The following is a 13959-nucleotide window of genomic DNA, read 5'->3' on the forward strand; positions in this document are numbered from 1 at the left end:
CATGGTGATTAAATGATTGCATTCATAATCACAACAATCGTTGCATTCGTTATATATCTCGTCCTAACGGCAGGTAGTGGCCATTTTATGATGTTCTGGGCACCTTCTGAAATAGTTATGGGGATTTTCTTGAGTTTGATCGTTGGGGCAATCACAAAAAATTATCTCTGCAGGTCAAGAAATTACAGGATGTTGAATCCTGCAAGGTGGCTATTGTTTATGGTTTACGGGATAGGTCCATTTTTCTGGGCCATGGCCAAGGCCAATCTGGATGTGGCTTACAGGGTTATAACTGGAAAGATTAGACCTGGGATAGTTAAGATAGATCCAAAATTGAATACAGATTTTGCCGTTACTTTTCTTGCAAATTCAATCACTTTAACTCCCGGGACTTTGACCGTGGATGTTGATGATGATAATGTGCTTTATGTGCACTGGATAAATGTGCCGCATGGAGAGGAGAAAAAAGAATATGCGAGCATTGAGAAGGTATGTGGCTCGTTTCCCAGGTGGGCAAGGAGGGTTGCGGATGATTGACATGTGGTTTTTAACAGGATTTGTAATTATCGTATGGATACTTCTATCCCTACTCCGTGTAATTTTTGGTCCAACAGCGACTGATAGGGTTGTTGCACTTGACACGATAAACACGCTGATAGTTGCTGTTATGGTAGTTTTGTCAGTGGCATACAGGGAGCTCATTTATGTGGACATAGCCATCGTCTACGCTCTTTTGTCCTTTGTTACCACACTCTACATTGCAAAATATCTGGAGGGGGGGATTTAAATGTGGACCTCTTACCTCATTTATGTTTTCATTGCGATAGGTTTGACCTTTAACGGGCTCGGAGTCATCGGTCTTCTCCGTTTTCCTGATGTATATACAAGATTGCATGCGGCAACGAAGGCAACAACATTCGGATCCATATTTACATCCCTCGGTGTGGTGACATGGGCTTTTACCCAGCTGTATTTGAGTGGGAATCCATGGAATTTGACTCTCGCGCTCCATTCCCTGATTGCGATTGCTGCATTGCTGTTAACCAATCCTGTTGGTGCCCATGCCATTGCCCGCGCTGCATATAAAAGTGGGGTGAAGCCAAAATATGCTGTTGTGGACCGGCTGGAGGTGAGAAAATGATATTTGAAATACTCATTCAGATTTTAATAATTTTGGGATTGGTGATTACTGCATATATGTCCATCCATTTCAAGGATCTTTTAGCCTGTGCTGTTGCCCTTGGTGCATTTTCCTTCCTTCTGTCTCTTGAATTCTACGTTCTTCAGGCTCCAGATGTGGCAATAGCGGAAGCTGGTATAGGTGCGGGTTTGACCACGGCAATTTTCATACTTGCCATAAGGGGAACATCCCGGTGGGAGGTGGAAGGATGAGAAGAATTCTCCTTTGTTTGGTGTTTGTTATTTTCTCTTTGTCACTCCTATACGTGGCCATTAACCCAGCCGATTTTGGAATGTCAGGTGATGGGCATTTGGTGTTTGGGAAACCAAGGTTCGAGGACATGGATAATTATTTCCTTCACAATGGTCAAAACCAGACAGGTGCAAATAACATTGTTACAAGTATAGTTTTTGATTACAGAGGTTTTGATACATTGGGTGAAGCTTCTGTTCTGTTCACCGCAGTACTTGCTGTTGGAATGGTTCTCAGAAATTTAAGGAGGGATGCCAAATGATGAGTAAAATTGTGCGTACACAGGCTAATTTCCTTTATGTCTTTATTATGATATTCGGTTTTTACATCGTTGCTCATGGACACTTAACTCCCGGAGGTGGTTTTCAGGGTGGTGCGGTGATAGCCACAGGTATAGCTCTTATTGTTGTTTCTTATAATTATGAGAGGGTTAAAAAATGGATAAAAAAGACACATTTGACTGGTGCAGAGGCCATAGGTTTACTCGCTTTCATAATCACAGCGTTTATTGGTATAAGGACCTCTTTCTTCTACAACTGGCTTGCTAATACAGGTTTTCTATTTGGAAATAAAGTTTCATATGGTCCAAATCCAGGATATCTAAATACGGCTGGCACATTGCCAATAATGAATCTCGCTGTTGGAATTGAGGTACTTGGAGGTCTAAGTGTGATAGTAATGTACTATTTACATTATCTTAAGGAGGTGGATAAAAATGCTGTTTAATATCGTTTATATAACTGTTGCCTTGATTATCATAACTGGGCTATATGCAGCGCTGTTCAAAAGAAATTTGATAAAAGTTGTTATCGGGTTGGATCTGATTGAAAGTGGTGTTAATCTATTTCTGGTGTCCCTGGGATATAAAAACGGAGGAATTGCACCCATATTCACAAATGCTCCAAATACCAGAATGGTTCTTCCAACACCCCAGGCCCTCACACTTACATCCATAGTGATCGGTGTGGCCACCACGGCTATGCTACTTGCCTTTTGCGTGATAATTTATAGGCATTACGGAACCCTCGATGCGAGGAAGGTAAGGAGGTTGAAAGGATGATATGGGATGCTGTGGTGCAGAATTCTCCAGCTCTCATAATTGCGGTTCCAATGCTTGCGGCATTTATCACACCTGTTATATCCAGATTTAGTGCTCGTTTAAGAAACGTATGGGTTCTATCAGCGCTTGTTTTTACAGAAATTTTGGTACTTCTGCTTCTCTATCAGGTCTACAATTTTGGTACTCAAGTATATGTGTTCGGTGCAAATCCCTATAATCTAACAGTACCTCCCGACTCTGGAGGTATTCCCATAAGAATTATATTTGAAGTGGATGCAATGAGCATTTTTATGGCTTTCACCGCATCAACGGTTGCCCTAGCGGGGGCCATATACTCAATTTCCTGTGAGAAAGAGCAAACAGGACAGGATAAATATTATGCCCTCCTCCTTTTAATGACCGTGGGCATGCTTGGAATGATGTTAACAGGAGATCTTTTCAACTTCTTTGTGTTTCTTGAGATAAATTCCCTTGCCTCGGCGGCCCTGGTGGCCTATCGTGTGGATAAAGGTATCGCCGTTGAGGCCGCATTTAAATATGCAGTTGTGAGCACTCTGGGAGGTCTTATGGTTCTATTTGCCATAGGTTTACTCTATGGGCAGTACGACGCTCTAAATATGGCAATGATTGCACATAGGATGCAGGTAACTGGCTTCACAGGTCTGGATAAAATTGCCATGGCACTTTTAACTGTGAGCCTTGCAATGAAGGCAGGAGCGATACCTATGCATTTCTGGGTGCCTGATGGATATGGAAAAGCTCCTGGAGCAATAACTGCCATGCTTGTTACAGCATCACAAGCATCGCTTTATGGACTCTTCAGGATGTGCTTTACTGTTTTCGGTCTCGCTGCCAATACCTATACCCTTGGGTGGTTCCTTATTGTGCTTGGAGTATTGAGCATGTTTGTTGGAGTCACCATGGCGCTTATACAGCACGATATAAAGAGACTCATGGCTTATCATTGTCTCTCTCAGACAGGATACATGCTCTTAGGTGTAGGAGTTGGTCTGGCCACGCTGGGAACCGCGGCATTTCATCAATACGGTTTAGCAGCGATGGAAGGGGGGATTTTCCATATGATGAACAATGCCATGTACAAAGGGCTTCTGTTTTTGACTGCCGGAGCAATCATATACCGGGTTGGTACATCGGATTTGAACAAGATGGGTGGTCTAGGCCATACCATGAAGTACACTATGATATTCTTTATGATTGGAGCTCTTGCCATTGCTGGAATTCCTCCATTCAATGGCTTTGTGTCTAAACTTCTTATATACGAATCTGTTTACATGTTCAATCCACTGCTCTCCATAATTGCAATGGTTGTGAGCATTCTCACTCTTGCGTCCTTCGTAAAGGTTTTCCATTCGGCCTTTATGGGTCCAAAGATGTATGATGTTAGGGAGGTTCCACGCCCCATGCTTGTTGCCATGGGTATTTTGACATTCTTTATCATACTATTCGGGATATTCCCAAATATTGCCATGCATTATCTGGTTTCTCCTGCAGCGCATGCCCTCTCTGATCCTGTTGGATACATCACACGTGTACTCGGAGGTGGGGTGCCATGAACATGGATTTTCTCACCCCGTATGGCTATTGGGCACCCTTGCTCTGGGTCCTGGTGATTTTGGTTGCACTGCTTATCTCTTATTTGATATGGAGGAGAGGTAACGGGAGATGTAAGAGAGGAACCGATCAGACAAAACCATTTCTCTCCGGATATGAACCTGAATCAGTTGGGAATTCAAGGGTTCGGGCTTCAAATATATACTGGGGTTTCTTCACATCCCTTGAAAAATATTATGAAGTTTTAAGAAAAATTCATACTGGAGATGTTAGAGACTACATTGGCTGGTACATAGGAGTTCTTGCTGTGATGATTATACTGTACGCGTTGTGGGGTGGTGCTCCGTGATTCCCACAAAGAGTTTTGATAGATCTCTCTGGGTTTTCCATGTAAACACTGGTTCCTGTAATGGATGTGACATAGAGATACTCGCTGCACTGACACCCAGATACGATGTGGAAAGGTTCGGTATTAAACTTGTAGGCTCTCCCAGACATGCGGATGCTCTTCTGGTAACTGGACCTGTTACAAGAGATATGGAAGACAAACTGAAGAGAATATACGAGCAAGTTCCTGATCCGAAAGTTGTAATCGTAATTGGATCCTGCGGCATAAGTGGGGGGGTATTCCACGAGTCCTATAATCTAATCGGCCCTGTGGATAAGGTAATCCCTGTGGATGTATACGTTCCAGGATGCCCCCCCAGGCCAGAGGCGATAATAGATGGTGTGGTTAAGGCATGGCTTAAACTGGAGAGACTTAGGGGTGAGAGCAATGGACACTAAAAAGCTGGTGGATATGATTGGTGAAAGGTTCAATGCCAAGGTTACAGTTAAAGAGATACCCTGTGGAACAAAGAAAATAAAGAGAACCAGCATATTTGTGGATATATCCACGGAGGATTTTATGAAATTTGTTAGGTTTCTTTTTGAGATCCAGGATCATCCTCATTTCGCGGTGATATCTGCCACGGATCTTGGCGAGAACATTGAACTGCTCTATCATTTTACAATTGATTATGGGAAACAGCATCAGGAAAAAACCGTATCTGTTAGAGTCAAACTTCCAAAGAATGACTTAAAAATTCAAACTATTACTGATTTAATTCCAGGTGCATTGATATCTGAAAGGGAAATTCATGAGATGGTAGGAGTGGAATTTCTGGGACTCAAGGATACGAGGCACTTCTTCCTTCCAGAAAACTGGCCAGATGGGAAGTATCCTTGGCGTAGAGATGAAACCTTTCCACAAGATATGCTTAACAAATTGTATGAAACCTGGAAGGAAGGTGATGCCAATGAGTGAGAACTCTTACACCATTCCCATAGGGCCTCTCCATCCTGCGATTCATGAGCCCATAACCCTTAAGATAGAGGTTGAGGGTGAGAGAATAGTTGGTGTGGATGTTTTCTGCTCGCAAGTACATCGTGGAATAGAATGGATTGGAATGAACAGAAACAATGCCATACAGAGCATTTATCTTTCAGAGAGGGTTTGCGGAATATGCAATGTTTGCCATCCACTCTGTATGGTGCAGGCAGTGGAAGATGCAATTGAACTATATCCCCCAGAGCGTGCGGATTATATAAGAACCATAGTTGCAGAACTTGAACGCATACATTCACATCTTCTCTGGGCAGGTGTGGCAGCGCATGAAATTGGATTTGATACAGTTTTTCATTACACCTGGGCTCTTAGAGAAAATGTGATGGATCTTATTGAGTATCTCACTGGAAACCGGGTTACCAAGGCAATAATGATGATTGGAGGAGTTCGCAGGGATATCACAGAGGAGGGTAAAAGAAAAATTAAGAACGGTATGGAATTTTACCTTGAGAAATTCTCCAAGATTAGAGATATGTATCTTAAGGATAGAACAATAAGGATGCGAACAAGGGATGTTGGGGTGCTTACCAAAGAGGATGCACTCAAACTCTGCGCAGTAGGTCCTGTAGCCCGGGCCTCTGGAGTGCCCAAGGATGTTCGCCAGGATTTTCCATACGCAGCCTATGCCGATTATGGCGTAAAGGCCATAACTCCTAATATGTACAATGGGGAAGTACATGGGGATGTGTATGATCGCATAATAGTGCGCCTTTTGGAGGTGAAGCAGAGTGTTGATATTATAAACTGGACCATTGAGAATATGCCCTCCGGACCAATACTGGCTGAGAGGAATCTGGTGAAATTAAAAATGATGATTAAGAAGGCAGAGGGGGAGGGCATAGGCAGGGTGGAGGCACCTAGGGGCGAGGATATTCACTATGTTAGGCTTGAGAAGAACAAAGAGCCATTCTTGTCTTGGAAAATTCGAGCACCTACCTATAACAATGTTCTGCCTTGGATTCCCATGCTTTTAGGTGCTCAGATAGCGGATGTGCCAATAGTTGCAGCGAGTACGGATCCATGTATGTCTTGTTTGAATAGAGTTACCGTTGTTAATGAGCGTGGAAAGGAGTATGAAATCACAAAAGAGTATATGCATGAATTGAGTGTTAAAAAGACAAGGAGGTTGATGCGCAATGCCCATTAATATTATAGAGTTGCTATGGTACATGGTGGCTACTTGCGGCATTGCCATTTTTGCTATACCCTTTGGATTGCTTACTAAGGGCATTGATAGAAAACTTGCAGCCCATATGCAGTGGAGAGTAGGACCACCAGTGTGGCAACCCTTCTGGGATGTGAAAAAATTACTGCAGAAGGAGAGCATAGTTCCAGATGATGCTATCTCATGGCTCTACAACTCAGCCCCAATAATCTCTCTTGCCTCAACGTTGGTTATTCTGCTCTATATACCCCTGGGGCCATTCGGTCCAGTTCTCCAGGGTCATGGAGACGTTATACTTGTGCTCTACCTTCTTACTATCCCCTCCCTTGCGATGGTTGCAGGGGGATTTGCTTCATCCTCACCCTTTGCCTCCATAGGTGCCCAGAGGGAAATGGTTCTCATGATGTCCTATGAGTTTCCACTGGCCATAACCGTGATTGCTCTTGCTTGGAAAATAGCCTCGCTCTATCCTGGAGAGAGAGTATTTTCATTGGCTGTATTTGCAGAGCATCCTGTATGGAGTATAATGGGACCATGGGGATGGATAGGTGCAGTGATTCTACTTGTCGTTCTGCTCTTGGTTACAACGGGGGAGATAACAAAGGTCCCATTTGATATTGCCGAGGCAGAAACTGAGATAGCGGAGGGTTTATTTGTTGAGTATTCCGGGAGAAATCTTGGATTGTTCTACATAGCAGATGCTGTGAAAACTGTGGTTATGTCATCGCTCATAGTGGCCATATTCTTCCCTTACAATTTATCTCCATTGCTGAGCGGTTATGTTTCACTCCCTCCGTGGGCATGGAACATTGTGGATTTCCTGTTTTTCCTTCTGAAATTGGAAATAGTGATCTTCTTTTGTATGACATTTATACGAGTATCCGTTGCAAGATTCAAGGTGAATCAGGTAGTTAAAATGTACTGGGGATATCTCACGCTGGCCTCGTTGATTGCTTTGGTTTTTATAGCTCTTGATGTGATGTTGTGAGGTGATAAAAATGATGTTTTTTGAGGTTTTAAAATTGCTATTCAAAAAGCCATTCACAAACAAGTTTCCTGCAAAGTACGCTCCTAAAAACACCAGTAAATTTATTGAAGGTGTACAAAATAATGAGATAAAGATAAATCCTCCAGTCCCAACGCCACCAGATTTCCGAGGAAAACTGGAATACAATACTGATCAATGTGTTGGATGCGGACTTTGTGCTCAGGTATGTCCCTCTAAAGCCATAGAAATTGTTAGGGATAAAAAATGGATAATAATGCACTGCAAAGATGGTGCTAAACTGGCTGCACCCTTGAAAATAAGGATATATGTTTCCCGTTGCGTTTTTTGCGGTCAGTGTGCTGAGATATGCCCTAGGAAATGCCTTAAGATGACCGATGAATTTCTGTTAGCCGACGAGGATAAATTGTCTAAGAACCTGGTTGTTCCTGCAGATTAAATTATCTCAACTATTTTTTTTAGTTCCTGGGCAAACTCCGAATTCAGGAGTTTCTCGACATCGCCTATCACAGAATCTATGCTGGTTATTAACTTTATCTTTCCAAGATATCTTATGGAATGCTTCTTTGCCAGTTCTTCTAGGAATTCTTTATCCTTGGCCATATTTTCTATTAACCCAAGCACCTTTACATTTTGCTCTTTAAGAACCTCAAGAACCTTATTTACGACGTTCAGTGCCAGGGGCGAGGGTGTACCAACTAGTATGAATTCTCCTCTTCTCAAGAATCTGAGAAGGTCTAAAAATTGATCACCCATTCCAGGTGGCATGTCAATTATGAGAAAATCCAATGGCCCCCATCTGGTTATTGCCATTAGTTCTACAAGTGCATCACTTATTTCCATACCTCGAAGAGGCGTGGGTTTATCCTGAGAGTAAAACACAATGCTCATAAATTTTATTCCAGCAACCTCTGAGGGAATTACTCCCTTTTCCTCCTCTGGAAGAGTGGTAGTATCTGCATTCAGAATTATATGATCGCTTGCCCCATGGAAATCTAGATCTAGGAGACCAACCCTGTAATTTCTCTCCCGCAGCAATAGGGCCAGGGTTGTCGAGATCAAGGATTTTCCAACACCGCCCTTTCCACTAACAACAGGGATAATCCTCTTCACATTTTTTGTTCTTTCCTCTATTGCCCTAATTCTTGGATCTATCATATTCATTCCTCCACAACTATCTCCTTTATGTAAACTCCTCTACCCTTCACAACTTCAAAATCTCTGCTTCCACAATTCGGACAAGCGAGGAACGCATGCACAACCTCTGGTACGAAGTGTATGTCTTCCCTTATTTCCTCATTCATATTGGAACTCACATCCTTTAATTTCCACACATATCCGCAATTTCTGCACTCAAATATTGCTTCCTCTTCCTCGAATCTGAATTCTGCCTCTTCTGCCATGGTTCCATTCTTCATTTCGTTCAATGCGAACTCCACAATTTCCTGCTCCACATCCTGTAGTTCTCCAAGAACAATGGTAACCCTCTTTATTCTTTTTGCCCTGTGCTGCTCTGCAAATTCCAGGGCCGTTTTCATTATTCCATCTGCAAGAGCCCACTCATGCATTTTTTCACCTCCTAACATACCCTGGGCACAGGATCGCCCATGGGTCTCTCGAGAAATCTCCTACCTCCTATCTTTGTTTTCAGTATGACTTTCCCTGGAAATTCTTTTGTTACTCTGCCTATTATATTTGCATTTTTTCCGTTCTCACATTTTCTCATTGCGTCCAGTGCATCTTGAGCAAACTGTGATGGTACAATTATTATTACCTTTCCCTCGTTTGCCATGATATAAGGAGATATGCCAAGCATCTCTCCAGCGGCCCGTACAGCAGGATCCATTGGAACAGATTCCTCTTCTATTTCAATACCCACATTCGCCTTCGTTGCCATCTCGTTAAGCGCCTCGCTCAACCCTCCACGGGTGGGGTCCTTCATGGCGTGAATGTTTTCCCATCCAATTGCATTTGCCACGCTCTCCACGACATTCCATATTGGAGATACATCACTCTTCAACTCTGTTTCAAATTCCAAACCCTCTCTCTTGCTCATTATTGAGAAGCCATGCTCACCGATTCCTCCGTTTATGAGAACCGTATCACCCACCCTTGCTCCAGAATCACGCACGACATGCTCTGCAACACCTATCCCGGCAGTTATGGCATATAGGCCTATTTGATCTTCCACAACTTTGGTATCTCCTGTAATTATCGGTACGGGAACGCTGGTGGACACCTCGTTCATTGATTTCAGGATTTTTTTAAGAGAATCTCTCTCAAATCCATTTTCAAGGATGAGAGAGACAGCAATTGCCATGGGTTTTGCTCCCATAACTGCAAGATCGTTCACTGTTCCACTTAAGGCCAGTTTTCCAAGATCACCTCCAGGAAAGAATATTGGCTGCACTGTATGACCATCAATGGTGAAGACGATCTCTTGTGATCCAAGAGAAACGGTTGCTCCATCATCCAGATCATCCAGAGAGACACTGCCTGCCCTTTTTAGAGATAAGGTTGATAGGATCACATCTCTTATCAAGCGGTCCATCAACTCTCCACCTGCTCCATCCATCAAGGTTATCCTACTCAATTTCATCCCTCCTTAAATTTCCATTCAGATACAATCCACCCAGGTAGGCCTGTCCGGCACTTATGCCGTTATCTCCCCGGGGAATGTCCTTGGTTACCAGAAATTTTAGGTTTGAGTTTTCCACGATTCTCCTCATTGTGGAGATTATGATCTGATTGTATGCGACTCCCCCTGAAACTCCAATGCTTTTTATGCCCATCTCTTCAGCTTGTCTTATGGCTTCTATGGCAAATGCTCTGCCAATAGCTGTTTGAACGCTGTATGCCGCATCCTTTCTGGATAAATCGAGAATCTGTGGAATAATGGTGTGGAGTTCTATCTCCTTATCCACCTCCACATCAATGTTCATCTCTTTGCCACCCATTGCAAAACTCTCAAGTTTCATTGCAGGCTCTCCCTCATAGGTTCTTATGTATGTGAGATTTAAAAGTACAGAGATTGCATCTAAAAATCTCCCAGTGGATGATGTTTCGGGTGTGTTTATTCTTTTTTCAATCTGGTGGAATACAAGATTAAATTCTTTCTTGTGCTTGAGGGCGTCTATTGCCTGGGGGCACATCTTTCGAATTATACTTTCTATTTTCTCAGCATCGTATGTCTTTGAGAGCAGTCCGATGAGGGATCTCAGGGGGTAATGGGCGGCTAGATCTCCTCCCGGAATTGGGTAATAGGAAATGTGGGTAAGTCTCTTTATGCTACTTTGGGTGATTGAGAATATCTCTCCACCCCAGATCTTACCGTCCGAACCATAACCAACTGCATCCATTGCAATTCCTATAATCTCCTCAACGCCGTATTCAAGCATTATTGATGCGATGTGTGCCTTATGGTGCTGTACCCTAAGCAGGTCCACATCCTCCTTTTCTGATAGGTCCTTCCCAAATCTTGAGGTGTAATAAAGGGGATGTGAGTCCACAGTGATTAGTTCTATGGAATCAACCGATATGAGCTTTCTCAGTTTCTCAATGGCCTCTTCCATAAATTCTAGAACTTCCACCTTTGATGTGTTTCCTATGTATTGACTGGGATACACCTTCCCGTTTTTTATTAGGGATACTGAGTTCATCAGTTCAGCTCCAAGAGCAATGCCGTTGTACCTGTGGCATTTCCCCACAGGGAGGGGCACAAATCCGCGGGAACGGCGTATGATTGCTCTCTTTCCGTCCACAAATCTTACAACACTATCATCAACTCTGTTCACAATTCTTCTGTTGTGGATGAGGAAGTAATCGACCACATCTCTTATTTCCCCAATCTTCTCATTATCCTTCACCATTGGGAAATCCGGATAATTGGCAGAAGTCATAACGTAAACTGGAGTTTTTGAATAATGAAACATTATATGGTGTACAGGGGCATAAGGGAGCATAACTCCAATCGTATGAAGCCCAGGGGCTAGGGAATCAGGTAACGGAAAAGGTCTCTTTTTTCTGAGTAATATAATTGGACGACGATAACTTTTCATTTCTTCCAATTCATCTTTGCTCACTATGGCAAAACTCTTTATTGTATCCATATCCTTTGCCATTATTGCAAATGGTTGCTGAGGTCTTCTCACCCTTTTTCTCAGGGTTTCTATGGCTCTCTCATCATTGGCATTGCATGCTATATGGAATCCTCCTATACCCTTGATGGCAATTATATACCCATCGTCTATCAATTTGGATGCATTTCTAAGGGGATCCCCTTTTATTTTATTTCCTTTCCTATCCACAAGAGTATAACTTGGTCCACAGGATGGACAGCACACGGGTTCTGCGTGATATCTTCTGTCCATAGGGTCTTCGTATTCTTCTTTGCAATCCTTGCACATGGGAAATTCGCTCATGGATGTGTTTTCTCTGTCGTATGGAAGGGATTCAATTATTGAAAATCTTGGTCCGCAGTTGGTACACACTATAAAGGGATACAGATACCTTCTATCTGTCGGATTAAAAAGTTCTTTAAGGCAATCTTCGCATATTGCAATATCCGGCGGAATTATGGAATCACCACCCTTCTTTTCCAAGGAACTATTTTGTATGGTGAATGTACTGAAACCCTTTGGAGATATGCTCTTCACCTCTATCTTCTCCACCCTTGCAAGAGGAGGGGCCTTTAACTTCAACATATTTATGAAGTTTTTAATATCCTTCTCAGCACCCTCAACAACAATCTCCACTCCAGCATCCCCTAAATTTTTTACGTATCCTCTTAGAGAATTTTCACTGGCAAGTCTGTAAACAAAGGGGCGAAATCCTACGCCTTGGACTATACCATTTACACTTATTTTTACACATTTCATAGGTTCACCCGAACAGAGAGCCATACTTGTAAAATATCTGACATGTGCCTTCGTAGGAAACCATGCAGGGACCCACGGGTGAGGATGGTGTGCAAACCTTTCCAAATAATGGGCATTCATTAGGAAGGATAAGCCCCCTCAGGACCTCCCCGCATCTGCAACCCCTTTCAAGGTCCTCCATTTCTGGGACATCCACATCCAAGTGGGTTCTTATTTCCATATCCTCGTATTCCTCCTTCAGGACAAGACCGCTTTTGGGAATTGTTCCGAGGGCTCTCCACTTTGCATCTTGTATTGAGAAGAACTTTTTTATGGCCTTCTGAGCACTCAAGTTTCCATCATACTCTACAACCCTGGTGTACTCGTTTTCTATCGCTACACGGTCCTCATTGAGCATTTTGAGAAGCATCAGCACGGATATGAGAATATCCTCCGGTTCAAATCCAGAGATTACTTGAGGAACGCCGTAGTCTCTCGTTATATACTCCCAGCCCCTGACTCCTATAATGGCGGATACATGTCCCGGAGTGATGAGCCCATCAAATTTTGACCCTTGTTTCAGAAGATATTCAACGGCGGGAGGTGTGAGACGATGTACCGAGTATATTTTGAAATTTTCAATATTTTTGTCCCATACCTCCTGGAGTATGCCTGCAGTAGGGGCTGTGGTGGTTTCAAATCCTGGTGAGAAATGAACAACCATCTTGTCCGTTTTGAGTGCCATCTTGTAGGCGTCGTGAATTGAATAAACTATTCTAACGTCGTGTCCCTCTGCACGGAAATCTGCAAAACTACCTATTGGAGTTGGAATACGGTACATATCACCAAAGGTTGTTATTACCATCTCTCTTCTTTTTGCAATCTCCATCATGCGCACTATGTCTTCAACGGGTGTAATGCATACAGGACACCCGGGACCTGCAAATATTTTCACATTTTCAGGGAGGAGTGTTCTTATTCCCCCACGATTTATGGTATCCTCGTGGGTGCCACAGACATCCATGAATCTGACAACGCGTCCTATTTTCAAAGCCTCTTTTTTTATTCTATCAATGAGCATCCTGGTCTTCATCATCATCCCCCAGTATGAATTCCCAAGCATCTATGCTTTTTAATGCCTCATCTTTTTTCAATTTTTCAATGGCAAATCCCGTGTGAACGATCACATAATCCCCTATTTTAACGTCAGGAACGAAATCTATGCGTGCCTCTTTTTTTATTCCACCATAATCCACAATGGCCACATTTCCATCGATTTTCACAATTTTTCCAGGTATGGCAAGACACATCGCTACTATATCGCATTTTACCTAATAAATGTTACGATAGTCGTTTTTTAGATTTTAAAATTCGTAAAAATGGTGGAAAATTATTTTTCATTGGAGTGTAAATGTTTTTAAACGGAAATTTGCAAGGTACTTGGATCATCTATGTGATGCAAAATGGATTGATTTTGAGAA

The 13959-nt window shown here is 42.8% G+C and carries 20 protein-coding genes; 14 read left to right on the forward strand and 6 right to left on the reverse strand.

Annotated elements, in window-relative coordinates; genetic code table 11:
- The first annotated feature begins 12 nt into the window (after window positions 1–12).
- From AC0S1O_RS05120 to AC0S1O_RS05185, 14 genes are read left to right on the forward strand one after another with little or no spacing between them, the layout of a single operon-like run.
- Window positions 13–537 carry a Na+/H+ antiporter subunit E gene (locus tag AC0S1O_RS05120; RefSeq protein WP_475393258.1) on the forward strand — a complete coding sequence of 175 codons (525 nt, stop codon included), beginning with the start codon at window positions 13–15 and terminating at the stop codon, window positions 535–537.
- Window positions 530–787, forward strand: coding sequence for a monovalent cation/H+ antiporter complex subunit F (locus AC0S1O_RS05125; protein WP_475394475.1), 258 nt, complete (start codon window positions 530–532; stop codon window positions 785–787). Before AC0S1O_RS05120 ends, AC0S1O_RS05125 begins: the two co-directional genes overlap by 8 nt.
- Window positions 788–1141 carry a monovalent cation/H(+) antiporter subunit G gene (mnhG, locus tag AC0S1O_RS05130; protein ID WP_475393259.1) on the forward strand — a complete coding sequence of 118 codons (354 nt, stop codon included), beginning with the start codon at window positions 788–790 and terminating at the stop codon, window positions 1139–1141.
- Window positions 1138–1392, forward strand: coding sequence for a DUF4040 domain-containing protein (locus AC0S1O_RS05135; RefSeq protein ID WP_475393260.1), 255 nt, complete (start codon window positions 1138–1140; stop codon window positions 1390–1392). Before mnhG ends, AC0S1O_RS05135 begins: the two co-directional genes overlap by 4 nt.
- On the forward strand, window positions 1389–1694 hold the full coding sequence (gene mbhE, locus AC0S1O_RS05140; protein WP_475393261.1) for a hydrogen gas-evolving membrane-bound hydrogenase subunit E: 306 nt from the start codon (window positions 1389–1391) through the stop codon (window positions 1692–1694). Before AC0S1O_RS05135 ends, mbhE begins: the two co-directional genes overlap by 4 nt.
- Window positions 1691–2158, forward strand: a complete 468-nt coding sequence (locus tag AC0S1O_RS05145; RefSeq protein WP_475393262.1) for a Na(+)/H(+) antiporter subunit B — start codon at window positions 1691–1693, stop codon at window positions 2156–2158. The genes mbhE and AC0S1O_RS05145 overlap by 4 nt, the downstream gene beginning before the upstream one ends.
- The gene (locus tag AC0S1O_RS05150; protein WP_475393263.1) at window positions 2148–2492 is read left to right on the forward strand and encodes a sodium:proton antiporter; all 345 of its coding nucleotides are present in this window, start codon (window positions 2148–2150) and stop codon (window positions 2490–2492) included. The genes AC0S1O_RS05145 and AC0S1O_RS05150 overlap by 11 nt, the downstream gene beginning before the upstream one ends.
- A complete protein-coding gene (locus tag AC0S1O_RS05155; RefSeq protein ID WP_475393264.1) occupies window positions 2489–4066 on the forward strand; it encodes a proton-conducting transporter transmembrane domain-containing protein in 1578 nt (525 codons plus the stop codon). The genes AC0S1O_RS05150 and AC0S1O_RS05155 overlap by 4 nt, the downstream gene beginning before the upstream one ends.
- On the forward strand, window positions 4063–4413 hold the full coding sequence (gene mbhI / locus AC0S1O_RS05160; RefSeq protein WP_475393265.1) for a membrane-bound hydrogenase complex subunit MbhI: 351 nt from the start codon (window positions 4063–4065) through the stop codon (window positions 4411–4413). Before AC0S1O_RS05155 ends, mbhI begins: the two co-directional genes overlap by 4 nt.
- A complete protein-coding gene (locus AC0S1O_RS05165) occupies window positions 4410–4850 on the forward strand; it encodes an NADH-quinone oxidoreductase subunit B family protein (RefSeq protein ID WP_015283652.1) in 441 nt (146 codons plus the stop codon). Before mbhI ends, AC0S1O_RS05165 begins: the two co-directional genes overlap by 4 nt.
- Window positions 4840–5370 carry an NADH-quinone oxidoreductase subunit C gene (locus AC0S1O_RS05170; protein WP_475393266.1) on the forward strand — a complete coding sequence of 177 codons (531 nt, stop codon included), beginning with the start codon at window positions 4840–4842 and terminating at the stop codon, window positions 5368–5370. The genes AC0S1O_RS05165 and AC0S1O_RS05170 overlap by 11 nt, the downstream gene beginning before the upstream one ends.
- A complete protein-coding gene (locus AC0S1O_RS05175; protein ID WP_475393267.1) occupies window positions 5363–6598 on the forward strand; it encodes a hydrogenase large subunit in 1236 nt (411 codons plus the stop codon). The genes AC0S1O_RS05170 and AC0S1O_RS05175 overlap by 8 nt, the downstream gene beginning before the upstream one ends.
- Window positions 6588–7604, forward strand: a complete 1017-nt coding sequence (locus AC0S1O_RS05180) for a respiratory chain complex I subunit 1 family protein (RefSeq protein WP_475393268.1) — start codon at window positions 6588–6590, stop codon at window positions 7602–7604. The genes AC0S1O_RS05175 and AC0S1O_RS05180 overlap by 11 nt, the downstream gene beginning before the upstream one ends.
- Window positions 7605–7614: 10 nt before the next feature.
- A complete protein-coding gene (locus tag AC0S1O_RS05185; protein ID WP_475393269.1) occupies window positions 7615–8061 on the forward strand; it encodes a 4Fe-4S binding protein in 447 nt (148 codons plus the stop codon).
- On the opposite strand, the gene AC0S1O_RS05190 is transcribed toward AC0S1O_RS05185, so the two are convergent.
- The 6 genes from AC0S1O_RS05190 to AC0S1O_RS05215 are packed head-to-tail and all read right to left on the reverse strand — an operon-like array spanning window position 8058 to window position 13788.
- Complete coding sequence (locus tag AC0S1O_RS05190; protein ID WP_475393270.1) at window positions 8058–8780, reverse strand: P-loop NTPase; 723 nt, start codon at window positions 8778–8780, stop codon at window positions 8058–8060. The genes AC0S1O_RS05185 and AC0S1O_RS05190 overlap by 4 nt on opposite strands.
- 2 nt (window positions 8781–8782) lie before the next feature.
- Window positions 8783–9190 carry a hydrogenase nickel incorporation protein HypA gene (gene hypA, locus AC0S1O_RS05195; RefSeq protein WP_475393271.1) on the reverse strand — a complete coding sequence of 136 codons (408 nt, stop codon included), beginning with the start codon at window positions 9188–9190 and terminating at the stop codon, window positions 8783–8785.
- An 11-nt stretch (window positions 9191–9201) separates the two neighbouring features.
- The gene (gene hypE, locus AC0S1O_RS05200; RefSeq protein ID WP_475393272.1) at window positions 9202–10221 is read right to left on the reverse strand and encodes a hydrogenase expression/formation protein HypE; all 1020 of its coding nucleotides are present in this window, start codon (window positions 10219–10221) and stop codon (window positions 9202–9204) included.
- Window positions 10208–12499, reverse strand: coding sequence for a carbamoyltransferase HypF (hypF, locus tag AC0S1O_RS05205; protein ID WP_475393273.1), 2292 nt, complete (start codon window positions 12497–12499; stop codon window positions 10208–10210). The genes hypE and hypF overlap by 14 nt, the downstream gene beginning before the upstream one ends.
- Before the next feature lie 4 nt (window positions 12500–12503).
- Window positions 12504–13601, reverse strand: a complete 1098-nt coding sequence (gene hypD / locus AC0S1O_RS05210; RefSeq protein ID WP_475393274.1) for a hydrogenase formation protein HypD — start codon at window positions 13599–13601, stop codon at window positions 12504–12506.
- Entirely contained in the window at window positions 13549–13788 is a 240-nt protein-coding gene (locus tag AC0S1O_RS05215; protein WP_475393275.1) for a HypC/HybG/HupF family hydrogenase formation chaperone, read from the reverse strand. The genes hypD and AC0S1O_RS05215 overlap by 53 nt, the downstream gene beginning before the upstream one ends.
- Between the last annotated feature and the right edge of the window lie 171 nt (window positions 13789–13959).

The sequence above is a fragment of the Candidatus Aciduliprofundum sp. HYA1 genome, assembly GCF_056175085.1.